Genomic DNA, 26,197 nt, shown 5'->3' with positions numbered 1-26,197 from the left:
AATCATAAATATGGCTAATTATCGAGGTGGCAGATACGCCGAAATGGAGCTGTAAGAACGCGGGTGTGCTTGCTGGCGACAATACAAATGAAGAAAAAAAGCGTTGAGTCTGCATTGGGCAGCTCAGCGCTTTAAGTTGGACATGTTTTTGAGGACGAGCATGAGATTGGCCGGTTTTTCGGCCAAGCGGCGAGTGAAGTAGGGGTACCACATCTCGCCGTAGGGAACATAGCAGCGAATGCGGTAGCCGTCCTTGGCCAGCCGGGCTTGTTCGTTCATTCGGAGACCATATAGCATCTGGAACTCAAAAGCATGTTTGGGTATGCGATGGGTGCGTACATATGCCTTCACCCAGCTAATAATGGCATCGTCATGCGAGGCGATCGCCGTGTATACGCCTTGTTCCAAATGAAGCTTAATCATGCTTTTGAAGCTTTCCAGAACCTCCGCAGGCTTCTGAAACGCGACCTCCGGCGATTCTTTATAAGCTCCTTTCACAAGCCGCAGGCTTATCCGCGCCTGCAACAGATCCCTCACGTCCTGATCCGTGCGAAACAAATAAGCCTGCAGCACGGTTCCTACATTGGTTAATCCCTCGGCATGAAGCCGTTTCACGATATCGATCGTTGCCTGCGTGTAAGGCGTATCTTCCATGTCAATGCGGACGAAGTTACGGTGACGCCTCGCATGCTTGACCACTGCCCGAATGTTCTCGTAGCAAGCAGACCGGTCCAGAGCGAGTCCCATTTGGGTCGGCTTCAATGATACGTTAGAGCTTGCTTTGCAAGCGGCAATGCCATCAATCAGCTTGATATATTGTTCTTTGTAGGCAGCAGCCTCACTTAAATCATGAATACCCTCGCCAAGATGATCGAGCGTAGCTATAATGCCAAGCTTGCCAAGCGCGTCCACTTCCTCGAGCGCTTCTTGAAGTGTTTCTCCAGCAATAAATCGGCTTGCGAGCTTTTTGCCATAAGTGGTGGAAAGCCTCTCTACGAGCGGTATGCCCGTAATCGTTAATAAGGTTTTGCGGTACCATATTGATCCGATGCCCATCCGTACTGCTCCTTTCCGCAAAGCATGAGTAGGAGTCCGTTTCAGGGAGTTCGGTATTAGTATATTCAGTTCAGTTCGATATCGCTCCATGTTAGCCTAATTATTTGAAGAACAAAAAGTGCGTCGGAAGCTTGCGCAGCGAGCCGTCGGACGGATTATTAATGACGCGCCCATTAAAAATGAGCGAGGATGAGCCGCCGCCGTCCAAGTTGTAGCCATCGACAGCGCCATAACGCTGCAGCAGCAGCTGCATCTCGCTAAGCGTGGCCCCGGAGCTGCCTGCTTCATTGTATCCATCCGCCACAAGAAAGAGCAGCTGGTCGTCCTTGTAATTGGCAATGATGGTGCGTGGCGCGCGTTTCGGACTCGTCTGCCATTTAGCTGGTATCGGCTGTGGAGCTCCGCCGCGCAGCAAGACAGGGACGAAGGAGGCGCCGAATTTCGGTTTTTTTGCATCGAGCTGCTCCTTAGTCGCAAACTTTCCGCCGATCAGCTCGTTTTGTTCGTTTAGGCCGACGAAAAACAAATCTGCGTGCGGCGCCTCAAAGCCTGTGGCGTAATAGCCGTCCACGATTGTTGTGCTTAGCGGATACCGCTTGCCTCGGCCATCGGCGAAGCCGCCCGCATTAACGCCAGCGACGGCGCCATGCCGATTAACTGCGGCAAGCGTGCTCTCGGCTTTGCCCAGCTCGTCTCCGCCGAGCGTCATGCTCATGGCATCGGAGCTTTTGAGCTTCACCTTCAGCGCATAAGCGGAGAAATTCTCGGCTTTTATGTAAAATAGCTGTGCTCTCAGCTTGTCCGATTCGATCGTTGCGGAGGCCTTGCCTAGCTTGGCGGTAATGTTGCGGTCATAAATTTCGAGCGGCCTCATCGCCTGCGAGGCGGCTATTGAAGAAATTTGAGCCATATCCGCATTCGTTTCGTTATAGAGCTTCAATTGCTTCTGAATCGACTCATGAGTTAAAGAAGCAGTTTCCTGCGCAAGGTCAAGGCCTGAGGACGCTGGTTTAATGTCGGCTTCAGGCAGTCTTGCTTGCTCGGTTATGGGCTGCGGAAAAGCTTCCGTAGACAGTTGTATGACCATGTCGGATAACAGCAGCCAGATCATGATTCCGAGAAAAGGCGCGCATGCGAGCAGGGCAGTTCGATTAAGTGCTTTGACAGTCAGATTCATTTCAGCACATCCAAGCTTTTCTTCAGCTCATTCAGCTGTTTTTTTACTTCGTTCAGCTGCGTATAAAGCTTATTGCTGTTATCGGTTTTGGAATCCGCGTTGTCCTTCGTGAAGAGAAGCAGCTCATTTAGCGCGTCTACCTTGGTTTTCAGTTCAGCCAGATCCTCCGAGTAATTGGTTTCTAGCTGCAGCATGCGTGCCTCGTATGCCAACTGCATAGCCGATATTTGACTGGAGGTCTGGCGCTCCAAATCGGCGGATAACGTCTGCTGAATCCGTTCCGTATACCATTTGGCGCCTAGTATGCCGGAGCATATAATAATGATCCACACGCAGACGAAAAGGAAGAAGGTACGGTTTCCTCTCTTTTTACGCGTTTTTTTGTCGGTTTGGCTGGCAGTGCGTTGTTCCAAAATTAAATCACTCATGTTATTCATTCACCTCTCATGTTGGTCACTTGCACAAGGATCGGATGAACGAACTGCAAGCATTATCTTATTCATAGAATTAGACTTCACGTACCGGTAAATAGTTGCGTATGTCATCTTATTGTAACAAAGAGAATACGAGCTGTCGTCCGCGTCATGTGGGAATTTATTGTAAATTTTATTTTTTAGCGGAACATTCTCCCTACTACCTGCGTCTAACCATACGGGATGCGGCAGCCGATGCCGCAAATCGGAAGGAGATCAGGATGAAGAGAGATAATGTATTTAGCCGAATTGCGAAGCGGGTCGTGGTTGCTAGCTTGCTAGTTTCGCTTGTAGGCGCAGGTTTTGGAGCGAGAGAGCAAGTAGATGCAGCAGAGCGTCAGCCAGCTAAGCTGGTGTTCGTACATGGGTCGAAGCAGATGACGGTCAATGGCAAAACGCAGCAAATGACGACGCCATTGCCGGTAGTTAAAGGGGTCACGATGATTCCGGTCCGTACGATTGCGAACTCGGTGGGAGCAAGCGTATATAACGATAGCAAGGGAACTCATATCGATACTTTTCTTAATAAAGTTACGTTAAACGTCAACATGCGCGGCGCGAGCCGCAATGGCAGTTATATTCTGATGCCAAACGCTGCTGCTATCATCAATGGCACCATACATGTGCCCTTATCTGCGGTGAAGCTGTTGTGGAACGCGGACTATGTGTTTAATGCCACCTTGAAGCAAATCAGCATTACGATTCAGCGTGATCCGAATGTGGCACCAGTAGCAGATTTTAAAGCGCCTGCGGTAGTGAAGCTAGGGGAACCGATTGAATATGAGGATCTCAGCTATGACCCTGATGGTACGATTGTCAAAACCGAATGGACGGGACGAAAAAGCACGTATTTCGAACCAGGGGTTTATACCGTTACACAATCCGTTTATGACAATGACGGAGTCTGGAGCCCGAAGAAATCACAAGATATTACGGTTATTGATGAAGTGATGTATACGAAGTACGAATATTACATGCGTTATGGTAATCCAGGAGATAAGTTTCCTGTGGACGCAAAGCTAATGAATACGTTTAGAGATGTGGATACTTTTGAGACCAAGGGACATACGACTCTGTACATGTCGAACGCCCCAGAGCGGTTCTTTGGTGAAGGCTTGTTATATGAAGATGTGCTGGATGGTCAAAGCCGATTATTCCTGCATCACCGCAACGGTTCAGGAGAACGGATGAAATTAGCTGTCATCGTCACCAATATGCAAAGTGAACCGGTCACATTGACACTGGGTAATCGGGGCTTGGCCGGACCAAGCGTAAGCGCAATGCAATTCGGTTCTGCTGCCATATCGAGATATTTGGGAGTCAGCACGCCGCGCGAGCTTGTAGTAGAGCCGGGAAGTTCAGCAGTGCTGCTGCCTGAGCTTGAGAAGATCATTATGAATCCGGATGAAGGCTTCTCGGGACTGCTGGATGTCAACATGGATGGTCCGTTGACATTCTCAACCATGGCGGTTAGAGAAACGACGGATGCGCTCGGCTCTGTCTTTAGACTTGAGGAGCTTGAGAAAGTGGGCAACCGCGGCAGATTCCTTGATACCGATCAATACATTGAAGTGACAGAAAAAGTGGGTGTAACCGAAGGCAAGCTTCGTCTTGGCAGCCGTGGAACCAGTATGGTAGGCATCGACGCGCTAACGGGTGAAATGACATTCAATGGCGGCGAGTATGGGGCCGTGACAACAATCAAGCTTAAGGATGTTGCCTATGGAACGCGTATTTTCCTCAATCCGCGGGCAGGTATTTTCCAAGGTGCCGTATCCGTTAACGGCACGGTCATCAATGTGCCAACAGGCGGTTATGTGAACCTTGGCGAGGGCGTGCTGCTTTATACGCAGAAGAAAGCGGAATCAGCTGAAGCCGCGCTGCAAGCTCCTCCTGAAGTTACGATCACCTATTCATCACCGGGCGCAAGCTCGTTGCCGGTCTTATTCATCTTTACTCCAGGCAAGGAATTCGAATAAATAGCTAAGGGAGGATGTACCGCTCATAAGCGGCGCATCCTCCCTTTTTTTTGTGATTAGCACGCTTAGTCATGTATAATAAAGAGGCAAGTTATGAATTGAACCATTCAGGAGGGTGATCAGCGTGGATCAACCAATCACAAATATCGGCGCAAGCCGAACCGAGGCGAAGGCCATGTTCGCAGGAGGATGCTTCTGGTGCATGGTTTCACCTTTCGAAGAAATGCCTGGCATTATTTCTGTCGTATCCGGCTATACGGGAGGACATACCGTAAACCCGACCTACCAGGAGGTATGCTCGGAGACGACAGGCCATGCAGAAGCTGTACAAATTACGTATGATCCGCAAATTTTCCCATACGAGAAGCTGCTTGATATTTTCTGGCGGCAAATCGATCCGACCGATGCAGGCGGACAGTTCCATGACCGCGGAGAGTCTTATCGAACCGGTATCTATTATTATGATGAAACGCAGCGCGAGCTTGCTGAGCAGTCGAAGCAGGAGCTGCAGGCGAGCGGCCGCTTTGATCGTCCCATCGTAACGGAAATCGAGCCGGCTGCGGTATTTTATCCTGCAGAGGATTATCATCAGGGTTACCACAAAACGAATCCTTACCGATATAAAATGTACAGGAAAGGATCAGGCCGCGATGCTTTTATCTCGGATAACTGGTCGATGCAGAAGGATCAGGCCGAGCTTAAGCAGCGTCTGACGCCGATTCAGTATGAAGTGACGCAAAATAGCGGCACCGAGCGCCCGTTTACCGGGGAATACTGGGATCATACCGAGGACGGCATTTATGTCGATATCGTATCGGGAGAACCGCTGTTTAGTTCCCTCGATAAATATGATGCTGGCTGCGGCTGGCCAAGCTTCACGAAGCCTTTGCAGGCAGCAGCGGTATCTGAGCATACCGACAGCTCTCATTTTATGGTAAGGGTTGAAGTTCGCAGTAAAGAAGGCGATTCACATCTGGGGCATGTGTTTGACGATGGGCCTCAGCCAACTGGATTGCGCTATTGCATTAATTCTGCTTCATTGCGGTTTATTAGCAAGGATAAGCTGGAGCAGGAAGGCTACGGTGAATATTTATATTTGTTCGAGTAAGCCGTAGGAAGACGGGCACTTGAAAATTGAACTGATCGGAGGAGGAACGAGAGATGAATATCGAAGAAGCCATTCGGACACGCAGGACGATTGGGAGAGTGAAGCAGGACCCGGTAGACCGCGCTCTTATTGAGCGTCTGCTGGATGCCGCTGTTTGGGCTCCAAGCCATTTCAATACGCAGCCATGGTCCTTTATTGTGATGAGCGGCGAGGGGAGAGCGAGACTTGGAGAAGGGTATGCACGGGTCGCTGCATCGCTTGTGCCTGAGCTTAGCGGACAGGAGCTTGAAGATCGGCTAGCGAAAGAACGCACGAAAGCGTATCGCTCGCCGGTTGTCATTGCAGCTGTATGTTCGCCATCGGACGATCCGCGCGCTGTGCTGTCGGAAGAACTAGCAGCCGCACAAGCAGCGGTGCAAAATCTGCTTCTTGCTGCACATGCGAACGGACTAGGCGCAATTTGGCGTTCTGGAGATCCGATGTATAATCCGATTATGAATGAAACGTTTGGACTTGCTCCGCAGGACCAGATCGTAGGTTTAATTTATTTAGGCTATCCCGATATGACCCCGCCAGAGCCGAAGCGTATTCCGGCGACAGCGAAGACGGTATGGCTCGTATAAACAGAAAGATCTCATAATGGAGGCCGAAGCATTCGTAGTCGTCGAATGCTTTGGCCTTTTTTTCATAGTTTAAGTTGAATAAAAGAGTTGAACAAATGAAATGAAGTTTTAGCGAAGCGGGAAAATTGTTCTGGAGAAACGTTGTGACCGCTTTTGCATTCGGATTCTTACCTTTTATGACTTAATCCGCCGTGAGCTTTTACCGGCAGAGGATGGCGGCAGCCATATATACTTATAAGCTCATACAAGCTTCTTAACGGTGAAATTGGCTCCCAGCACATACCAGTTTTGAGGGAATGGCACGCCGAGCACCCAATAGCTAATCCCGCGGAGCCGGTACGTTTTAACCATATTGAACTTTGCCTGAACGCTGCGGGCATCCTCGTACCACACGATATGCTCAAGGCCATTCTCATCATAATAGTTGTAGTACGGAGATTGGCTCTCATCATCGTACTTAATTTCGGCGCCGTATTTTGCCGCACGGTTAACGGCCTCCTTTGGGCTGACGGTAGGAGCCCATTTGCCGCCATGTACATAGGGGAGGGTCCAATCGTAGCCGTATAACGGCATGCCCATGATGATTTTTTCCGCCGGGATAACGCTAAGCGCATAGCTTACGACTTTATTGACTTCGTTCAGAGGAGCGACCGCGCGCGGAGGGCCGCCCGACCAACCCCACTCATACGTCATCAGAATGACGAAATCGACAATGCGCCCATGCGCCGGATAGTCATGCGCTTCATATAAGGTGCCGGCCTGATTGGCGCTTAGTTTGGGTGCTAGGCAAGTGGATACGAGATAATTTTGCGGATGCAGGCTGTCGACAAGCTTTTGCAAGAAGGCATTGTATAGCTCACGGTCTGCCGGGGGCACGTATTCGAAATCCACATTAAGTGCCAGGTACCCCTTCTGCTTCATCGTCTCCAAAATGCCTGCGATCAGCTTCTGCTGAAGAGCGGGTTCGCTAAGAACAGCATGTGCGATATCCGGACTGAAGGTACCATTTTCAAAATTGGTAATGACCATCATGGGAGCTGCTTGATGGCTGTAAGCCGCATTTATAATCGCTGAATCGTCTAATGTTGTAAAAGAGCCGTCTGCTTGTATACGGTAGCTGAACGGACTTAAATAGGTTAAATATTGGCCGATCTCATTCACAATTTCCACGCCGGCGGCTCCGAGCTTCTCTGTGTAGGCATTGACCTCAATGGTTGGTCTTGCGGCCTGAGGAATAACCAGCGTCTGTCCAGGGTAAATAAGTGCGGGATTGGCGATCTGATTTACCTTGGCGAGCCCTTCCAGCGTCACGCCGTACCTGCGGGCAATAAGCCAAAGCGTTTCTCCTACTAGCACTTTGTGAATGCCTGCTTCGGTAGGAATAATAAGGGACTGGCCGATAACGAGTAGATTTTGATCAGCTAGTCCATTGGCCTTTGCTATTTCATCAACGGAAACGTCAAATTTTCGGGCCAGCTTGTATAGCGTATCTCCCTTTTGCACGACTTGAATTTGCACCTTCGTCCGACCTCCATTTTCGATTTTTTGTTCGACCGTATATTCCTGCTTTGCCGTCCTGTCCTATAGGGTTTATGTCTAAATCCCATTTATTTAACTGTATTCCGAAACAGGCGCTGTTAGTCTGTTGCAGCGGGAATGAGATTTTTTAGAAACGCAAAAATAAAGGGATAGATGAGATTGTATGTGGAGTGTTAGATGAATAACCGGGGAATGGGAATAATAAGGCGATAGGCACGGTTCGCGCGCGAGGAAAATGTCGTTTATTCGATGGCTTGTTCATCTGGCAGCAGGTAAAGGCTTGGCGGAATGAGGGATAAGGCAGCTGTGAGAGTATGCTGATCGAAAAATAGAGGAGGGCGATACACCTTATTTTGGCTATTCATGTTTGATTTTCCGATTGTTTTATTCAAAAAAACGAACCTTTATAAAACTTTCTCTTTTAATGTTCGTATTTCATTGACAGTAGTTTGGGGATTAGATAAACTAGAATAGGTTTGAGGCAAAGCATGCTGGCTGCGTGTAAAAAACAGTCGAATTTCCTCGATAAGAAGCAGCTATGCAGTGCATAAATTTATAACGTGAATTTGAGGATGGACACTCCTTCCTTTATGATTAAATGTCACCCTCGTATATATTTGGGATAAGGCCTGAATGTTTCTACCCGGAAACCTTAATTTTCGGACTACGAGCAAGATGAATCGACAAGCGGGAATGGGTTGTAAGCTGGCTGAGAGTATTCACTTACAAGCTCTGAGACGCCATAAAGCAAGTTTGCAGCATATAGATGGCCTATTCATTGGACATAGGTTGCCTCTCTGACGGGGCAGCCTTCTGTTGTCTCTCCGGCTATGCTGCACCGCTTTCGTCGCATTCATTGAAGTGAAGCAGAATGCACCGTGCATTCCCTTGAAGGGCGGTCGTTCTATCTGCTTTGCGCTTGAGTCCTGCGGCATTCCCATTTTGAATGGTTGCTGGCGGGCTATTTTTGTTTTTGCAGCATTGGATCATGAGATTTAATGATTTATCATCTTATAAATGAAAGTGGGTTTGATCGCATGTCTGCGAAGGTAGGCGTCATCATGGGCAGCAAATCGGATTGGGACACAATGAAATTAGCCTGCGATGTTCTGGAGGAATTGCAAATTCCTTATGAGAAAAAGGTGGTTTCGGCGCATCGGACGCCGGATTTAATGTTTGAATACGCGGAAACGGCAGTAGAGCGTGGACTCAAGGTGATTATCGCCGGAGCTGGCGGAGCTGCACATTTACCCGGCATGGTCGCTGCAAAGACGATTTTGCCGGTTATTGGCGTTCCCGTTAAATCATCCAATCTGAGTGGGCTTGATTCTTTGCTCTCCATCGTCCAGATGCCTGGCGGCATTCCGGTCGCTACGGTTGCGATTGGCAACGCGGGCGGCACCAATGCAGGTCTGCTTGCGGCACAAATACTCGGAGCATTCGATACTGAGGTGCAAGCGCGCGTAGAAGCGCGTCGCGAGCGCGTGAAGCAGGAAGTGCTCGAAAGCAGTGAGACGCTATGAACCGTGAAGCGGACACGCAGCAGGTGAAGACACTGCTGCCGGGCAGCACGATCGGGATTTTGGGAGGCGGCCAGTTGGGCCGCATGATGGCTAATGCAGGGAGTGCGATGGGCTACCGGTTCATCACACTTGATCCAACGCCTGACAGCCCCACTGGACAAGTAGCCGAGCAAATTATTGCCGCTTACGATGATCGTGAGGCGGCGATGGAGCTCGCAGGGCGTTCGGATGTCATTACTTATGAATTCGAGAATGTGGATGCCGAAGTGGCAGCAATGCTAATGAAGGAATCGTATGTGCCGCAGGGCAGCGAGCTTCTGTATACAACGCAGCATCGGCTTCGCGAGAAGCGTGCCATTGAAGCAGCAGGCGTGCGGGTTGCGCCTTACCGTGAAGTTGGCAGCGTCGATGAGCTGCGCGAGGCTGTTGCGGCCTTGGGCACGCCTTGTGTGCTGAAGACCGCTATGGGCGGCTATGACGGCAAAGGGCAGTGGGTCATACGCAGCGAGAACGAGATCGAAGACGCGTATGAGACGCTCGCTCGTGCCAAGGTTCAACTGGTGCTGGAGCAATTCATTCGTTTTGACAAGGAAATATCGGTTATAGCGGCGAGAAGCCCGCAGGGGGAGATTAAGACCTTCCCTGTAGCGGAGAACATACACGTCGATAATATATTGCATCTGTCGATCGTTCCCGCAAGAATCAGCGAGGAACTGCAGCGCGAGGCAGAGAGCCTAGCGTCGCGAATTGCTGAGGGACTTGGGGCAGTCGGATTGATCGCGGTGGAGCTGTTCGTTACTGCGGAAGGCGAGCTGTTCGTGAACGAGCTAGCCCCGCGTCCGCACAACAGCGGCCACTATACGATGGAGGCTTGCCGGACTTCACAGTTCGAGCAGCATGTTCGCGCGGTATGCAATTTGCCGCTTGGCGATACGACGCTAATGAGCCCTGTTGTGATGGTCAATGTGCTGGGCCAGCATGTCGCACCGCTCCTTGAGCTGATGGCTGGCCATGATGAGGCGGCTGATCGGTTGAAGGCTGCGCCAAAGGTTCATTTGTACGGCAAGAAAGACGCGGTTACGAAACGTAAAATGGGACATGTCAACGTACTGGCCGAGAGCACGGACGCTGCTCTAAGCTGGATTGAAGAAACAACTATTTGGAAGGTGTGAGCATTTCATGTTAGAGCGTTACAGCAGACCGGAAATGAGAGCAATTTGGACAGAGGAAAATAAATTCAGAGCTTGGCTGGAAGTTGAGCTTTGCGCATGCGAAGCTTGGTCCGAGCTAGGCATTATCCCTAAGGAAGATGTAGTCGCGCTTCGCGCTTCGGCAGATTTCGATATTGACCGTATCTATGAAATCGAGCAGGAAACTCGTCATGACGTCATCGCGTTCACGCGTGCTGTATCCGAGAAAGCTGGCCCAGAAGGCAAATGGGTACATTACGGCCTGACTTCTACAGACGTAGTTGATACCGCAATTGGTTACTTGCTGCTGCAAGCCAATGAGATTCTCGTGAAAGATATCGAGCGCTTCATTGAAATTTTGAAAAACAAAGCACTTCAATATAAAGACACGCCTATGATGGGCCGTACGCACGGCGTGCATGCACAGCCAACAACTTTTGGTTTGAAAATGGCGCTTTGGTACGAGGAAATGAAACGCAACCTCGAGCGTTTCCACCATGCGGCTAACGGCGTGCAATTCGGTAAAATGTCCGGCGCTGTAGGTACGTTCGCTGACATCGATCCGTTCGTGGAAGAATTCGTCTGCAACAAGCTTGGCATTACAGCTGCTCCGATCTCGACGCAAACGCTGCAGCGCGACCGTCACGCTGAATACATGGCAACTCTTGCGCTTGTCGCTTCTTCGCTCGATAAATTTGCAACGGAAATTCGTGCTTTGCAAAAGAGTGAATTCCGCGAAGTCGAAGAGCCGTTCGCTAAAGGCCAAAAAGGTTCATCGGCGATGCCGCATAAACGTAATCCAATCGGCTGCGAGAACATCTCCGGCTTGTCCCGCGTGATTCGTGGACATATGGTTACGGCTTACGAGAACATTGCGCTGTGGCATGAACGCGATATTAGCCATTCGTCAGTTGAGCGCATTATTTTGCCGGATGCAACGATGCTTCTGAACTACATGCTGAACCGTCTAGGCAACATCATCAACAATCTTCAAGTGTTCCCGGAAAACATGAAACGCAACATGCAGGCGACTTACGGCGTGCCGTTCTCAGGCCGCGTATTGACGAAGCTGATCGACAAAGGCTTTAGCCGCGAGAAAGCTTACGACACGGTACAGCCGCGCGCGATGCAAGCATGGGAAACACAGCGTCAGTTCCGCGATATCATCGGCGAAACCGAGGAGATCACAAGCGTGCTTTCAACAGAAGAAATCGACGATTGCTTCAACCCAGCTTGGCATTTGAAGCATGTCGATACGATTTTCACACGTTTGGGATTGATCTAAAGGGAGGTTGGCCTGATGAGCGCAACATCGCAAGCATTATCGACGGCAGTCGATTATATTAAAGCTCCGCTTATATACAAAGGCAAGGTTCGTGAGCTCTACGATCTAGGCGAGCATTTCCTGATCGTCGTCACCGACCGGATCTCGGCATTTGACTACGTGCTTGACCCAGCCGTACCGGACAAAGGCAATGTGCTTAACCGCCTGTCGGCTTACTGGTTCGAGCAAACGGCAGATATTCAAGTGAACCATGTCGTTCATACCGACGTAGCGAAGCTAGGCGATCTGGTTACCGAGCCTGAGCTGCTCAAAAACCGCATTATGGTTACCCGCAAAGCGGAACGCATCGATATCGAGTGCGTCGTTCGCGGCTATATCACAGGCGGCGGATGGAGACAATATCAGCAAACATCAGCGATTAACGGCATCGAGCTTCCGGCGGGACTTCGCAAAAACGAACGTTTCCCGGCACCCATCTTTACGCCTGCTGCGAAAAATGACGTCGGCCATGACGAGGACATTCCGTTTGAGAAAATGGCAGAAATGGTCGGCGCCGAGCTTGCCGAAGAGCTTCGCGACCGCAGCATCAAGCTGTACGAGTTCGCTCACGGCTATTGCGCTGAGCATGGCATCATTCTCGCGGATTGCAAGTTTGAATTCGGTATAATCGACGGCAAAGTCGTGTTGATCGACGAGATCTTTACGCCGGATTCCTCGCGTTTCTGGGCGGAAGGCAACTATGCGTTCGATATCGAAATCGACAGTATGGACAAAGAGCCGGTGCGCACGTACCTGCTTGGCTCCGATTGGGACCGCGACAGCAAGCCTGCTCCTTTGCCGGATGAGGTTGTCGCAGAAACCACAGCCCGCTACCGCGACATCTACCGCCGTTTGACTGGCGTAGAGCTGTAGGAGCAATAACACCAAAAAATCCGGCTATTCTCAGCAAACTAGCTAGCTAGTTTGATTGAATTAGAAGGAGAAATTTATGTTAATTCACTGGCATCTTGCAGGCTGAGTGAATTAACGGGAGTAAATCCCGTTAAATTAAAAATCCGCCGCTGAAGGCCGGATGAAGTGAGTAAAACAACGTCGAGCGCATGCGATGACGCTGACATAGGGGCGCGGAAGCGCATGCCTTTAAACAGCAGGCAGTCAGCGAGAGCGCTGCTGCACCCCATTTACCAGCAGCCTGAGCACGATAGTGCAGGGCTGCAGCAATCATATTGACTGGCAGCGCAGCGCAGGCCAGTCACCATAATCATGGTGGCCAGCGACAGCGCGGCCGCCGCCCTTGCTTCACCGATCACCCTCGCAAAGGTTTTATCTCAAAATGTGAGAGCTCGGAGAGCGGGAAGTTGTTGCTGGAGAGCGACAGCGATCGCTTTTTGAAGACCGGGAAATACCCGCTTAAGCGGTGTAATCAGATTTCCCGGCTTCAATAGCGGCGTAGGCAATAACTCCCGCGCCCGAGCGGCCATCACATTTTTAATAAAGGCTGCTGCGACAAAAACCCACATTTTCAGGAGGCTATTATGAAGGCAACCGTCTACGTCACCATCAAGCAAAACGTTTTGGATCCACAAGGAACCGCTGTACAAGGCGCGCTTCACACACTGGGCTTCTCCGAAGTCGAAAAAGTACGCATCGGCAAATATTTGGAGCTTGAGCTTGATACGACTGACCGCGCTGAAGCGGAAGTACGCATCAAAGCGATGTGCGAAAAGCTGTTCGCGAACACGGTTGTAGAAGATTTCCGTTTTGAACTGGAGGGTTAAGACGATGAAGTTTGCGGTACTCGTATTTCCTGGCTCCAACTGTGACATCGATTGCTACAAAGCCGTCGAAGACACCATCGGCCAGTCGGTTGACTATGTATGGCATACAGCTACGGACTTGTCCGCGTATGATGCAATTCTAGTGCCAGGAGGCTTCTCCTACGGCGACTACCTGCGCTGCGGAGCGATCGCGCAATTCGCAGCTGTTATGAGCGAAGTGCAAAAAGCGGCCGAAGCAGGCAAATTTATTTTGGGCATTTGCAACGGATTCCAAATTTTGACGGAAGCTGGCCTTTTGCCAGGCGCTTTGATCCGCAACAACGGACTGAAGTTCCGCTGCCATCAAGCACCTCTTGAAGTGGTAAACAGCAGCACGGCATTCACAAACCAATACTCGCAAGGCGAGATTATTAATATTCCGATCGCCCACGGCGAAGGCAACTACTATTGCGACGACGCAACGCTTGCCGAGCTCAAAGCGAACGACCAAATCGTATTCCGCTATGCAGGCGACACGAACCCGAACGGTTCGGTTGAGAATATTGCCGGAATCAGCAACAAAGCAGGAAATGTAGTAGGAATGATGCCTCACCCAGAGCGTGCGATTGATCAATTGCTCGGTTCGGAAGACGGCAAACGGATGTTTACATCGATTTTGAATGCATGGAGGGAACAACATGGCGCAGCAGTTAACAGCTAAGGAACCGACAGCGGAGCAAATTGCCGAGCAAAAGATTTACAGCCAGTTTGGCGTATCCGATTATGAGTTTGAGCTGATTTGCGGTTTTCTAGGCCGTCAGCCAAACTACACAGAGATCGGCGTATTCAGCGTCATGTGGTCAGAGCACTGCTCTTACAAAAACTCCAAGCCGATTCTCAAAAAGTTCCCGATCACAGGACCACGCGTGCTAATGGGACCGGGCGAAGGCGCGGGCATCGTCGATATTGGCGACAACCAAGCGGTCGTATTCAAAATCGAATCGCATAACCATCCATCTGCGGTTGAGCCTTTCCAAGGCGCGGCAACAGGCGTTGGCGGCATTATCCGTGACATTTTCTCCATGGGCGCACGTCCGATCGCATTGCTGAACAGCTTGCGTTTCGGCCGCCTAGAGAATGAGCGCGTAAAATATTTGTTCGAGCATGTCGTTAGCGGTATTGCAGGTTATGGTAACTGTATCGGAATTCCGACGGTTGCCGGCGAAGTTATGTTTGACGAGAGCTACGAAGGCAACCCACTTGTTAACGCAATGTGCGTGGGTCTAATCGATCATGATAAAATTCAACGTGGCGTGGCTAAAGGGGTAGGCAACCCGGTATTCTACGTGGGTCCTGCAACTGGCCGCGATGGTATTCATGGTGCAACTTTTGCATCCGTTGAGCTATCCGAAGAGTCCGAAGAGAATCGTACCGCTGTACAAGTCGGCGATCCATTCATGGAGAAGCTGGTAATGGAAGCGACGCTTGAGCTGATCGATTCCGGTATCGTGCTCGGCATTCAAGACATGGGAGCAGCGGGACTGACTTGCTCCAGCGCGGAGATGGCTTCCAAAGCGGGTAACGGCCTTGAGCTTTACCTTGACGAGGTTCCTCAGCGTGAAACAGGCATGACGCCTTATGAAATGATGCTTTCCGAGTCGCAAGAGCGTATGCTCTTCGTTGTCGAGCCTCAGCATGAAGCGCAAGCGAAAGAAATTTTTGAACGTTGGGGCATTATTTGCGCCAAAGTAGGGAAAGTAACGGATGACGGACGTCTTCGCTTGTTCCACCAAGGCCAAGAGGTTGCCGATATGCCGGTTAAAGCGCTCGTTGACGAGTGCCCTGTATACGACAAACCTTCGAAAGAGCCAGCTTACTTCAGCGAAAATGCTGCGGTAGACACTTCGGCTTACGAAGAAGTAACCGACCTTACTGGCGCGCTGGAGAAGGTTCTTGCTTCCCCAACGGTTGCGAGCAAAGAGTGGGTTTACAACCAATATGACTACATGGTTCGTACATCGACAGCCGTTCAACCAGGCTCCGATGCGGCAGTTGTGACGATTCGCGGCACGCGCAAGGCGCTTGCGATGACGACAGACTGCAACGGACGTTACGTATATCTAGACCCAGAAGTAGGCGGACGCATTGCAGTTGCTGAAGCAGCACGTAACATTGTATGCTCGGGCGCTGAGCCGCTTGCTGTTACGGATAACCTAAACTTTGGTAACCCGGAGAAGCCGGAAGTGTTCTGGCAGCTTGAGAAATCGGCTGACGGCATGTCCGAGGCGTGTGTTATCTTGAATACGCCGGTTATCGGTGGTAACGTGAGCTTGTACAACGAGAACGCCAAGGGTGCGATTTACCCGACACCGGTAATTGGTATGGTTGGTCTCGTGCATGACATCGATCACATTACAACACAAGGCTTTAAATCGGAAGGCGACGTTATCATTCTCGTAGGCGAGACGAAAGCGGAGCTTGGCGGAAGCGAGCTGCAATATGTTTTGCAAGGTGGGGCTGCTGGTCGTCCTCCTGAAATTGATCTTGCAACGGAGAAAAAGGTTCTGGATGCGGTGCTTGGCGCCATCCAAGGCGGACTAGTCGCTTCGGCGCATGACTTGTCTGAAGGCGGCATTGCTGTAGCTGTAGCTGAATCTTGTATCAGCGGTCGCCTGGGAGCGGAAGTTGCATTGACTTCTGACCTGCGTGCTGACCACCTGTTGTTCAGTGAATCGCAATCCCGTATTCTTCTTTCGGCTAAGCCGGAAAATGCTGCGGCATTGCAAGCGAAGCTCTCGGAGCAAGGCGTTGTTCACACTCAAATCGGTACTGTTAAAGGCAGCAGCCTGACCATAAGCGTAAACGGAAAAGCCGGCATTCAGGCGCCGGTAACACAACTGGAGAAGGTCTGGAAGGATGCGATTCCATGTCTGATGAGCAAATAAGACAGGAGCCTTTGTTATGGACGGGCGACCATTATAACGAAGGCATTGGCCGTGACGATATATTTGATAAATTGCGTGAGGAATGTGGCGTCTTCGGGGTATTTAATCTCCCTGAAGCGTCCAACCTATCTTATTACGGGCTTCATGCGCTTCAGCACCGCGGCGAGGAAAGCGCGGGAATCTGCACAGTCGATACGAAAAACGGCAATAAGTTCGCGTATCACCGCGGCATGGGCCTTGTCAAAGAAGTATTCAACAAGGATAACCTTGATCTTCTAGCGGGCGACCGTTCCATCGGACATGTCCGTTACTCGACTGCGGGAGAGAGCAAGCTGGCCAATGCGCAGCCGCTTATTTTCCGCTATCGTGACGGCGACCTAGCGGTTGCAACGAACGGCAATATCGTAAATGCGCCAGAAATTCGCAAAGAGCTGGAAATGTCGGGTTCGATTTTCCAAACTTCAAGCGACACGGAAGTTATTGCCCATCTTATCGCCCGTTCCTCGAAGGATTTCGAGACGGCGGCTAAGGAAGCTTTGCAGCGCATTGTCGGCGGCTTTGCATTCCTGATTATGACGAACGACAAGCTGCTTGTCGCATCTGATCCGCATGGCTTGCGTCCGCTTGTAATGGGCCGTATCGGCGATGGCTACGTGTTCTCGTCGGAGTCCTGCGCGTTTGAGACGATTGGCGCTGTTTACGAGCGTGACGTTCAGCCAGGGGAGCTTCTGATTCTGGATGTGAACGGCATGCGCGAAACGCGTTACGCTGAGGTGGAACGACGTGCGACCTGTGCGATGGAGTACATTTATTTTGCCCGTCCGGACAGTGATATCAACGGCATTAACATTCATATGGCGCGCAAACGGATGGGACGCCAGCTCGCTTCGGAGTCTTTTGTCGATGCGGATATCGTAACGGGTGTGCCTGATTCGAGTATTTCGGCGGCCATTGGTTATGCAGAGCAAACGGGCATTCCATACGAGCTTGGCCTCATCAAAAACAAATATACGGGCCGGACATTCATCCAGCCTTCCCAAGAGCTTCGCGAGAAGGGTGTCAAAATGAAGCTGTCCGCTGTTCGTAAAGTGGTCGAAGGCAAACGCGTCGTTATGATCGACGACTCGATCGTACGCGGTACGACCTCGCTTCGCATCGTTAACCTGCTTCGTGAAGCAGGTGCGACAGAGGTGCATGTACGGATTACGTCGCCTCCTTTCAAAAACCCTTGCTACTATGGCATCGATACGCCAGACCGCAAGGAGCTTATCGCTTCTTACCGTACGGTAGAGGAGATTCGCAAGCAGATCAATGCGGATTCATTATCCTTTTTGACTGATCAGGGCTTTGTGGATTCCGTTGGCGGCAATGACGGTGCCTACAATCGCGGCATGTGTCTCGCATGCTTCGATAATGACTACCCTACGGTGGTTGACGAAGAATCGGACAAAAGCTGCAGCTGTTAATCGCATAAATGTTTAACCCATGGAGTGATTATGCTCCTAAAATAGTTAAGGAGTTGACCGAGAGTGTCAGAAGCGTACAAAAAAGCCGGCGTCGATATCGCGGCAGGCAACGAAGCGGTAGAACGGATGAAAAAGCACGTAAAGCGGACGTACCGTCCAGAAGTACTGGCGGAGCTAGGCGGCTTTGGCGGTCTGTTCAGCCTGAACAAGGACAAGTATGATGAGCCTGTGCTCGTGTCTGGAACGGATGGCGTCGGAACGAAGCTGAAGCTTGCTTTTGCTATGGACAAGCATGACACGATCGGCATTGATGCCGTTGCGATGTGCGTGAACGATATTATCGTACAGGGCGCGGAGCCTTTGTTCTTCCTTGATTACCTGGCATGCGACAAAGTCGTGCCTGAGAAAATCGAAGCCATCGTCAAAGGAATTGCGGAAGGCTGCGTGCAAGCGGGCTGTTCCTTGATCGGCGGCGAAACGGCTGAAATGCCGGGCATGTACCAAGGCGGAGAATATGATATCGCTGGATTTACTGTAGGTATCGTGGACAAGAAAAAAATGATCGATGGCTCCACGATTGCTGCTGGCGACGCGGTTATCGGTTTTGCTTCAAGCGGAATTCACAGCAACGGCTTCTCGCTCGTTCGCCGTTTGCTGCTTGAAGATGCTGGCTACAAGCTGGATCAAGAGCTCGAAGAGCTTGGCGGTGCTAAGCTTGGCGACGTATTGATTGAGCCAACCCGCATCTATGTGAAATCGGCGCTTAAGCTGGTGGAGCAGGTAGAAGTGAAAGGCATGGCGCACATTACGGGCGGCGGCTTTATTGAAAACATTCCGCGGGTGCTGCCGGATGGCGTGAACGTGGATGTAGAATTCGGCTCTTGGCCGATTCTGCCGATTTTCGATTTGATGCAAAATAAAGGCGGCATTACGAATCGTGATATGTTCACGACTTTTAATATGGGCATCGGCTTGGTTGTTGTTGTACCAGCTGATCAAGCAAACGAAGCTCTTCGCATTGCAAATGAGCTTGGTGAGCAGGCTTACCGTATCGGAACGGTTACGGAAGGAAGCCGCATCGTGACGTTTACGGGAGCGGAAGTATAATGGGAGCACTTCGCATCGCTGTTTTCGCTTCGGGACAAGGCTCCAACTTCCAAGCGATTGTAGATGCGGTGCAGGAGGGGAAGCTCGATGTAACCATCGAGCTTCTTGTTTGTGATAAGCCAGCCGCTCCCGTTGTGGAGCGCGCGAGGAAGGCTGGCGTGGACACGTTCCTGTTCACGCCGAAGGAGTACTCGTCTCGTGAAGCTTACGAGACGGAAATTATCGCCGAGCTGGAGCGTCGCGGCGTTGAGCTGATCGTGCTGGCGGGTTATATGCGCATTATCACGTCAGTGCTCGTTGAGCCGTTCTACGGGCGGATGATTAATATTCATCCGGCGCTGCTGCCGGCATTCCCCGGCGTGAACGGCATCGGGCAGGCGCTCGCATACGGCGTTAAGGTGACCGGCGTCACCGTCCACTATGTGGACGGGGGCATGGACAGCGGGCCGATTATCGCGCAGCGCGTGGTTGAAGTGGCGGATGAGGATACGGAAGACTCGCTCGCCGTGCGTATTCATGCAGCGGAGCAGTCGCTGCTGCCGGGTGTCATCCAGCAGATCGCGCAGGGGCGCGTGACGCTGGATGGCCGCCATGTGCGCGTACAGAACTAAGCGACGAGCATAGTGTTAGTTTGTTTAAAGCATGCGAGCGCGTCGATCTGATGGTGCTTTGGTCCGGAAACTGCGGATATGAGCTCAAATGGGCGTTGGAGAGTAGAATAGATCTAAAAAGTAGATCTATTTCACCAACATTGGCTGTTTCGAGCGAAATAGGTCTAAAAAGTAGATCTAATTAGTTCGAAAATGGCGGTTATGAGCTCAAATGGGCGTTGGAGAGTAGAATAGATCTAAAAAGTAGCTCTATTTCCCCAACTTCAGCGGTTTCGAGCGAAATAGGTCTAAAAAGTAGATCTAATTGGTTCGGAATCGGCAGATATGAGCTCATATTGGCGTTGGAGAGCAGAATAGATCTAAAAAGTAGCTCTATTTCCCCAACTTCGGCGATTTCGAGCGGGCGTATGATTTTGGGAGAAGCAATGGTTTGGCCAAATAGAGGAGGAGGGATTTGCATGGCAATTCGCAGAGCGTTAATTAGTGTTTCGGATAAGTCAGGAATCGTGGAGTTTTCCAGAGAACTGGCTAGCCAAGGTGTGCAAATTATTTCGACAGGCGGTACATTCAGCCTGCTGCAAAAGGAAGGCATTCCGGTTATCGGCATCTCCGATGTAACTGGCTTCCCTGAGGTTTTGGATGGGCGCGTCAAAACGCTTCACCCGGCCGTACATAGCGGCTTGCTGGCGGTGCGTGATAATGAAGAGCATCAGAACACAATGAAAGAGCTTGGTCTTGATTATATCGACCTTGTTGTCGTTAATCTGTATCCATTCAAAGAAACGATCGCGAAGCCTGACGTTTCTTATGAGGATGCGATTGAGAACATTGATATCGGCGGCCCGACAATGCTACGTTCAGCTGCCAAAAACCACGCCTTCGTAACCGTTGTAGTGGATACTGCCGACTACGGCACGGTAATTGAAGAATTAAAAGCACAAGGCGATACGACGCTTGAGACACGTAAACGTCTGACCGCCAAAGTGTTCCGCCATACTGCGGCTTATGATTCTCTTATCTCGGATTACCTGACTAAGCAAGTTGGCGAATCATTGCCTGAAACGTACACGGTTACTTACGAGAAGGTACAGGATCTTCGTTACGGCGAGAACCCGCATCAGAAAGCTGCTTTCTACAGCAAGCCGCTAGCAGAGGCAGGCAATGTAACGACAGCTGAGCAACTGCACGGCAAAGAGTTGTCCTACAATAACATTAGCGATGCTAACGCTTCGCTTGCGATTCTAAAAGAGTTCGACGAGCCTGCGGTAGTTGCGGTTAAGCATATGAATCCATGCGGCGTAGGCATCGGCGCAACGATCCATGAAGCCTACCAAAAAGCATATGCAGCCGATCCAACATCGATCTTCGGCGGCATCGTTGCAGCTAACCGTACGATTGGTGCGGATACAGCTGAGCTGCTAGGCGGCATCTTCCTTGAAATCATCATCGCTCCTGACTTCACGCCTGAGGCGCTTGATATTTTGACGAAGAAGAAAAATATCCGTTTGCTTAAGCTTGGAGAGCTGTCCGCAGCTGGCGAGCGCAAGCCGGAATGGCTGGTAACATCCGTTGATGGCGGCATGCTTGTGCAAGAGAGCGACGTTCACAGCGTAACCGAAGCCGACCTGCAATTTGTAACGGACCGCAAACCAACAGCAGAAGAGCTGAAACAGCTACTGTTTGGATGGAAAGTGGTTAAGCATGTAAAATCGAATGCGATTTTGCTTGCGAAGGATGATATGACCATCGGGGTAGGTGCTGGTCAAATGAACCGCGTAGGCGCAGCTCGCATTGCTATTGAGCAAGCTGGCGAAGCGGCAAAAGGGGCAGCACTTGCTTCGGACGCTTTCTTCCCAATGGGCGACACGGTAGAGCTTGCGGCAAAAGCCGGCATTACTGCAATTATTCAACCAGGCGGCTCAATCAAGGACGAAGAGTCCATCGCTGCGGCAAACGCCAACAACATCGCTATGGTGTTCACAAGCGTACGTCACTTTAAGCACTAAAGCTTACTTTTCCCCATAGGCAGCCGCGCGTTAACGACAGAGAGCTGGCGAAGCGAGCGGCTGCTGCTTGTTTAAGCAATAAGTGGGGTACGGTTATTTTTCGATCAACAAGTTATTTTTCTTAGCAAAACGAGCTTATGCTTTCAGATAGATGACGGAGATAGTCGTTACGCTTGTATAGTTAATTAGGGGGTTACTCATATGCGTATTTTGGTAGTTGGCGGCGGCGGACGGGAGCATGCGATCGTCTGGGCGCTTAAGAAAAGCGAGAAGGTCAAAGATATTTACTGTGCGCCAGGAAATGCGGGCATTGCACAGCTTGCGGAATGCGTTCCGATTCCGGTTAGCGATTTTGATGAGCTGATTCGTTTTGCCAAGGATGCTTCGATCGATCTGGTTTTTGTGGGCCCGGATGATCCGCTTGCAGACGGAATCGTAGACGCGTTTGAGGCTGTTGGCATTCAGGCCTACGGACCTCGCAAAAATGCTGCGGAAATCGAAGGAAGCAAAATATTCATGAAAAACCTGCTTCGGAAATATGAAATTCCGACAGCCAAATACGAAACGTTTACCGATTACGAAACAGCCTCTGCGTATCTTCGCGAGCAGTCTGCTCCGATCGTTATCAAAGCAGATGGTCTTGCCGCAGGCAAAGGCGTTACGGTTGCCGCAACGCTTGAAGAAGCAGAGCAGGCGCTGCGCGATATGATGGTCGACAAAGTGTTTGGTCAAGCGGGCAGCCAAATCGTAATTGAAGAGTGCCTGATTGGACAGGAAATGTCGATTCTTGCTTTCGTTGATGGCGAGACGGTACGAGCGATGGTTCCGGCACAGGATCATAAGCCGATCTTTGATGGTGATAAAGGTCCGAATACGGGAGGAATGGGCACTTACACGCCGCTTCCGCATATCGATCAAGCAATCATCGATGAATCCATTCAAAATATTATTATTCCAACCGCTAAAGCGATGGTTAGCGAAGGTCGTCCATTCCGTGGCGTATTATTCGCAGGTCTCATGATTACAAAAGACGGCCCAAAAACGATCGAATTCAACGCGCGTATGGGCGATCCGGAAACACAGGTCGTATTGCCGCGCTTGCAAACCGAGTTAATCGACATCGTTCTTGCATCGATGAATGGCAATCTGGATCAGTTGGACATTCAATGGAGTGACGAAGCGGCGGTTTGCGTCGTTGTTGCTTCCGAAGGCTATCCGGCTTCTTATCCGAAAGGCCGTGTTATTACGGGTCTTGCTGAAGCAGAAGCGCAGGGCGCTTTAATCTTCCACGCAGGTACAGCAGAGAAAGATGGCCAGTTCGTTACAAATGGCGGCCGTGTGCTTGGCATTGTTGGCCGTGGCCGTGATATTGCGGAAGCTCGTGCCCGTGCTTATGAAGCGGTTAGCGTAATTGATTTTGAAGGGAAACAAAACCGTACGGATATTGCTGCCAAAGCACTAGTTTAATCGCTACACAAACAACAGGAAACAGGATCCGAACGCAAATAGCCAATCCTTTGCAACGCTCGCGCAGAGCGGCAATAAGGATTGGCTTTTTTGTGCCTCTGGCAGGTTACTAGAATAATAGAGAAGACCAATTAACAGCCGTCTATTTCATAATAAATGTGTCAAATGCGCTCGAATGGTGTTACTAATTTGTAACTCTATCACACGGCAATAGGGCTACAATGAAACTACTAGCGAGGAATAGAAGGTGAATGGAATGAAAAGCGCAAGAAAGCAAAACCGCAAGATGTTTTTATTGCTAATTATGATTGTTGTTGCGATTGGGGTCAGTGGATGCAGTACAGGCTCTTCCCTTAGTTTATCGTCCATTTTTTCGGGCGAGAAGCAAACGGTTGATCACACGGGCAGCACAGGAAAAGGACCTCAGACAGGAAGCGCAACGGATCAAGACGAGGATGTTGTGGTTATCGGTAATGGAGGGAATGATGACGGAGGAATCGTTCATGGTCATATAGGCGGGCAACCAACCACGGACAAGCCGGATGCGACAGCAACGGATAAGCCGGATGCGTCACCAACGGACAAGCCGGATGCGCCAGCAACGGACAAGCCGGGTACGACACCAACGGACAAACCGGATGCGCCAGCAACGGACAAGCCGGGTGCGACAGCAACGGACAAGCCAGATGCATCAGCAACGGACAAGCCGGGTGCAACAGCAACGGATAAGCCGGGTGCAACAGCAACGGACAAGCCGGGTGCAACAGCAACGGATAAGTTGGACAAACCTGATGAGCAAGCTGTAGTAGAAAAACCAAGCAAAGACGCGAAGCTCATTGCGTTGACTTTTGATGATGGACCCGATAAAAATTATACGTCCGATATTTTGGATATCCTAAAGGATAAGGATGTAAAGGCTACTTTTTTTGTCGTCGGACAACAGGTAACCAAAAATCCGAAGGTTCTTCAGCGAATCGTGGACGAAGGACATGCAATTGGCAATCATACTTATAATCATAAAGATCTATCCAAGCTAAATAAGCAGCAAATTATTGAGGAAGTTAAAACGGCAGACGCTGCTATCAAGAAAGCAGTAGGTTTCACGCCGGTGATGTTCAGGGCTCCTTATGGCGCTGTGTCGGATACGCTGAAAGTTTTATTGAAAGCAGGCAACCGTGATATGGTTGGCTGGAATATCGATACGCGTGATTGGGCGGGAACCTCTGTGGCGGGCATTCGCAAAATGATTAAAAAAGAGGCTAAGCCTGGTGGTATAATATTAATGCATTCTTTTGGCGGCAAGCATATTAAGAATACCGTACAAGCTCTGCCAGGAGTCATTGATGATCTGAAGGACATGGGTTACACGTTTGTCTTCGCTAATCAAATCTCTTAACAAGGATTCATGCACGAGGAGGCCGTCAAGTTGGATGTCTCAATCCATAGCTATGCCAAGAACAGGCGTGGGAAAATAGTGCGGGCGGGCTTGCTGCTCCTTTGCGCAATCCCACTCCTTTTCGTAGTTACAGGCTGTCGTTATACAGCGGCACCTGCAGATCTGCTGCAGAAGCCGGCGATTTCCCCCGAGAAACAGGCGATCGTCGCAGCCATCGAGAAATATTTGCCTGATTACAGCAAGCTAATGCTTCCGTTTCGTGAAGACCATATGGAGGCCATTCGCCTGCTGGACGTAGATGGAGACGGCACTAAAGAGGCAATCGTTTCTTATTACAACGAATATAGTTCACCTGAGTTAATGGTGTTTAAATATACTTCAGGGTTATGGAGACCATGGGTGCTTGTCCAGCAGCCGCTGGCAAGATTAATTGATTGGCTGAAGATCGAGGATCTTGATAAGGATGGCCAATTGGAAATAATGATCGGTTGGATTGGCGCATTCGACAGTCCCAATATGCTTGAGATCTATTCGTTCAGCTCGAAGCCCGTTCGGAATGAAGCAGGCAAGCTGATGCTGAAGCCGCTGGAGTCCATCCCTTACTCTTACGGGGATACGGGCGACATTAATGATGACGGGCAATTGGAGCTGGCGATCATATCTGAGATTGGAACCAATCAGGAGATGGCGCTGCCTGAGTTTCACTTGACGATCTATACGTGGGAAAATGGACGTATGCAGGAGCTTTATACGGAAAATTTATATAATGACGTTAATAATTATGACCGTTTAATCATTGGGAAAATATCATCCCGCCACCGAGGCATTATTTTGGAGGCATCAACAGGAGCCCACAGCACCTACTCTTCTATGTATGTATGGGAGAAAAATAAGCTGAGGCTGGTGTACCCCGACCGATCCAAAGATTTGGAAGGGCTGAATGGTACGCCATCTATGAGCAAGGATATTAATAACGATGGGATATTGGAGCTGCAATGGGCAAGGGAGGCGCCAGGGTATCCCGATATTTCTTATGCGGAGTCCAAGTGGCTCAATGAATGGATGCAATGGGATGGCAAGGACGGTTTTGTGAAAGTAAAAGAAGAATTTACCGACTACCGATATGGCTTGCAGCTTCGTATTCCAGAGCAGTGGATGGGCCGATATACGCTGCACAACTCAGAGGAGCAGTATGCATTCGTAGGCATTGATTATTGGAACGAGCAGAAGAACCTGACGGCCGAGCTGGCGACTTTGTATGCAGTACCTCACAAGTTATGGGAGAGCGTGGAGTCGGAATGGAAGCAGCAAGGAAGATCGTACCATCAGCTGCTTGCAGACAGCGGCAACGTATTTGCGGTTTCCTTCGTCAAGGAGGCGCCTGCGGAATGGCCGGAAGAAGAGCGGCAAGCGTTCAGCGAAATGGAACAGGTGGAAACGGATTTTGTTTCAACCCTCAAGGTTCTTAACGATTAAGAAGGAAAAGCGG

Annotated in this window: 22 protein-coding genes and 1 riboswitch; of the genes, 18 read left to right on the top strand and 4 right to left on the bottom strand. The window is 50.4% G+C overall.

The genetic code is table 11. The annotated features are described in order from the left end of the window. Nucleotides 1–123 precede the first annotated feature (123 nt). The 3 genes from E0496_RS33775 to E0496_RS33765 all read right to left on the bottom strand — a co-directional run bounded on the left by E0496_RS33775 (nucleotide 124) and on the right by E0496_RS33765 (nucleotide 2,661). A complete protein-coding gene (locus E0496_RS33775) occupies nucleotides 124–1,056 on the bottom strand; it encodes a proline dehydrogenase family protein (protein ID WP_141506303.1) in 933 nt (310 codons plus the stop codon). 100 nt (nucleotides 1,057–1,156) lie between these two features. Then, a complete protein-coding gene (locus E0496_RS33770) occupies nucleotides 1,157–2,233 on the bottom strand; it encodes a phosphodiester glycosidase family protein (RefSeq protein WP_141506302.1) in 1,077 nt (358 codons plus the stop codon). Beyond that, nucleotides 2,230–2,661 carry a hypothetical protein gene (locus tag E0496_RS33765; protein WP_141506301.1) on the bottom strand — a complete coding sequence of 144 codons (432 nt, stop codon included), beginning with the start codon at nucleotides 2,659–2,661 and terminating at the stop codon, nucleotides 2,230–2,232. Before E0496_RS33765 ends, E0496_RS33770 begins: the two co-directional genes overlap by 4 nt. Nucleotides 2,662–2,927: 266 nt before the next feature. Here E0496_RS33765 and E0496_RS33760 point away from each other — a divergent pair, with 266 nt between their 5' ends. From E0496_RS33760 to E0496_RS33750, 3 genes are all read left to right on the top strand, one after another. Next, nucleotides 2,928–4,685, top strand: a complete 1,758-nt coding sequence (locus E0496_RS33760; RefSeq protein ID WP_161601667.1) for a stalk domain-containing protein — start codon at nucleotides 2,928–2,930, stop codon at nucleotides 4,683–4,685. Between the two features lie 175 nt (nucleotides 4,686–4,860). Further along, nucleotides 4,861–5,793, top strand: a complete 933-nt coding sequence (gene msrB / locus E0496_RS33755; RefSeq protein ID WP_141506412.1) for a peptide-methionine (R)-S-oxide reductase MsrB — start codon at nucleotides 4,861–4,863, stop codon at nucleotides 5,791–5,793. 53 nt (nucleotides 5,794–5,846) lie between these two features. After that, nucleotides 5,847–6,416 (top strand): nitroreductase family protein, encoded by a 570-nt coding sequence (locus E0496_RS33750; protein ID WP_139991591.1) that lies wholly within the window; start codon nucleotides 5,847–5,849, stop codon nucleotides 6,414–6,416. A 240-nt stretch (nucleotides 6,417–6,656) separates the two neighbouring features. Here E0496_RS33750 and E0496_RS33745 read toward each other — a convergent pair whose 3' ends face one another. Further along, a complete protein-coding gene (locus E0496_RS33745; protein ID WP_141506299.1) occupies nucleotides 6,657–7,934 on the bottom strand; it encodes a LysM peptidoglycan-binding domain-containing protein in 1,278 nt (425 codons plus the stop codon). Nucleotides 7,935–8,542: 608 nt separating this feature from the next. Further along, nucleotides 8,543–8,642, top strand: a riboswitch (purine riboswitch). A 350-nt stretch (nucleotides 8,643–8,992) separates the two neighbouring features. Between E0496_RS33745 and purE the strand changes: the two genes are divergently transcribed. From purE to E0496_RS33675, 15 genes are all read left to right on the top strand, one after another. After that, nucleotides 8,993–9,478 carry a 5-(carboxyamino)imidazole ribonucleotide mutase gene (purE, locus tag E0496_RS33740; RefSeq protein WP_141506298.1) on the top strand — a complete coding sequence of 162 codons (486 nt, stop codon included), beginning with the start codon at nucleotides 8,993–8,995 and terminating at the stop codon, nucleotides 9,476–9,478. After that, nucleotides 9,475–10,650 carry a 5-(carboxyamino)imidazole ribonucleotide synthase gene (gene purK / locus E0496_RS33735; RefSeq protein WP_141506297.1) on the top strand — a complete coding sequence of 392 codons (1,176 nt, stop codon included), beginning with the start codon at nucleotides 9,475–9,477 and terminating at the stop codon, nucleotides 10,648–10,650. The genes purE and purK overlap by 4 nt, the downstream gene beginning before the upstream one ends. 7 nt (nucleotides 10,651–10,657) lie before the next feature. Next, on the top strand, nucleotides 10,658–11,953 hold the full coding sequence (gene purB, locus E0496_RS33730; RefSeq protein ID WP_141506296.1) for an adenylosuccinate lyase: 1,296 nt from the start codon (nucleotides 10,658–10,660) through the stop codon (nucleotides 11,951–11,953). Nucleotides 11,954–11,968: 15 nt separating this feature from the next. Further along, nucleotides 11,969–12,865 (top strand): phosphoribosylaminoimidazolesuccinocarboxamide synthase, encoded by an 897-nt coding sequence (locus tag E0496_RS33725; RefSeq protein WP_141506295.1) that lies wholly within the window; start codon nucleotides 11,969–11,971, stop codon nucleotides 12,863–12,865. A 165-nt stretch (nucleotides 12,866–13,030) separates the two neighbouring features. Further along, on the top strand, nucleotides 13,031–13,183 hold the full coding sequence (locus tag E0496_RS35810; protein ID WP_161601666.1) for a hypothetical protein: 153 nt from the start codon (nucleotides 13,031–13,033) through the stop codon (nucleotides 13,181–13,183). Between the two features lie 302 nt (nucleotides 13,184–13,485). Beyond that, a complete protein-coding gene (purS, locus tag E0496_RS33720) occupies nucleotides 13,486–13,731 on the top strand; it encodes a phosphoribosylformylglycinamidine synthase subunit PurS (RefSeq protein WP_175598164.1) in 246 nt (81 codons plus the stop codon). Between the two features lie 4 nt (nucleotides 13,732–13,735). Further along, complete coding sequence (gene purQ / locus E0496_RS33715) at nucleotides 13,736–14,431, top strand: phosphoribosylformylglycinamidine synthase subunit PurQ (RefSeq protein WP_139991586.1); 696 nt, start codon at nucleotides 13,736–13,738, stop codon at nucleotides 14,429–14,431. Continuing rightward, nucleotides 14,409–16,655, top strand: a complete 2,247-nt coding sequence (gene purL / locus E0496_RS33710) for a phosphoribosylformylglycinamidine synthase subunit PurL (RefSeq protein WP_141506294.1) — start codon at nucleotides 14,409–14,411, stop codon at nucleotides 16,653–16,655. Before purQ ends, purL begins: the two co-directional genes overlap by 23 nt. Then, nucleotides 16,637–18,121 (top strand): amidophosphoribosyltransferase, encoded by a 1,485-nt coding sequence (gene purF, locus E0496_RS33705; RefSeq protein WP_141506293.1) that lies wholly within the window; start codon nucleotides 16,637–16,639, stop codon nucleotides 18,119–18,121. Before purL ends, purF begins: the two co-directional genes overlap by 19 nt. Nucleotides 18,122–18,184: 63 nt before the next feature. Further along, the gene (gene purM / locus E0496_RS33700; RefSeq protein WP_141506292.1) at nucleotides 18,185–19,228 is read left to right on the top strand and encodes a phosphoribosylformylglycinamidine cyclo-ligase; all 1,044 of its coding nucleotides are present in this window, start codon (nucleotides 18,185–18,187) and stop codon (nucleotides 19,226–19,228) included. After that, a complete protein-coding gene (purN, locus tag E0496_RS33695) occupies nucleotides 19,228–19,839 on the top strand; it encodes a phosphoribosylglycinamide formyltransferase (protein ID WP_141506291.1) in 612 nt (203 codons plus the stop codon). Before purM ends, purN begins: the two co-directional genes overlap by 1 nt. A gap of 458 nt (nucleotides 19,840–20,297) precedes the next feature. Then, complete coding sequence (gene purH, locus E0496_RS33690; protein ID WP_141506290.1) at nucleotides 20,298–21,845, top strand: bifunctional phosphoribosylaminoimidazolecarboxamide formyltransferase/IMP cyclohydrolase; 1,548 nt, start codon at nucleotides 20,298–20,300, stop codon at nucleotides 21,843–21,845. Between the two features lie 201 nt (nucleotides 21,846–22,046). Next, nucleotides 22,047–23,312 (top strand): phosphoribosylamine--glycine ligase, encoded by a 1,266-nt coding sequence (gene purD / locus E0496_RS33685; protein ID WP_141506289.1) that lies wholly within the window; start codon nucleotides 22,047–22,049, stop codon nucleotides 23,310–23,312. A gap of 256 nt (nucleotides 23,313–23,568) precedes the next feature. Continuing rightward, complete coding sequence (locus E0496_RS33680; protein ID WP_141506288.1) at nucleotides 23,569–24,708, top strand: polysaccharide deacetylase family protein; 1,140 nt, start codon at nucleotides 23,569–23,571, stop codon at nucleotides 24,706–24,708. Nucleotides 24,709–24,738: 30 nt separating this feature from the next. Beyond that, nucleotides 24,739–26,184 (top strand): hypothetical protein, encoded by a 1,446-nt coding sequence (locus tag E0496_RS33675; RefSeq protein WP_141506287.1) that lies wholly within the window; start codon nucleotides 24,739–24,741, stop codon nucleotides 26,182–26,184. Nucleotides 26,185–26,197 lie beyond the last annotated feature (13 nt).

The organism is Paenibacillus luteus (assembly GCF_006542765.1).
GTDB classification, from domain to species: Bacteria; Bacillota; Bacilli; order Paenibacillales; family Paenibacillaceae; genus Pristimantibacillus; species Pristimantibacillus luteus.
This window is presented reverse-complemented; position numbering and strand designations above follow the sequence as displayed.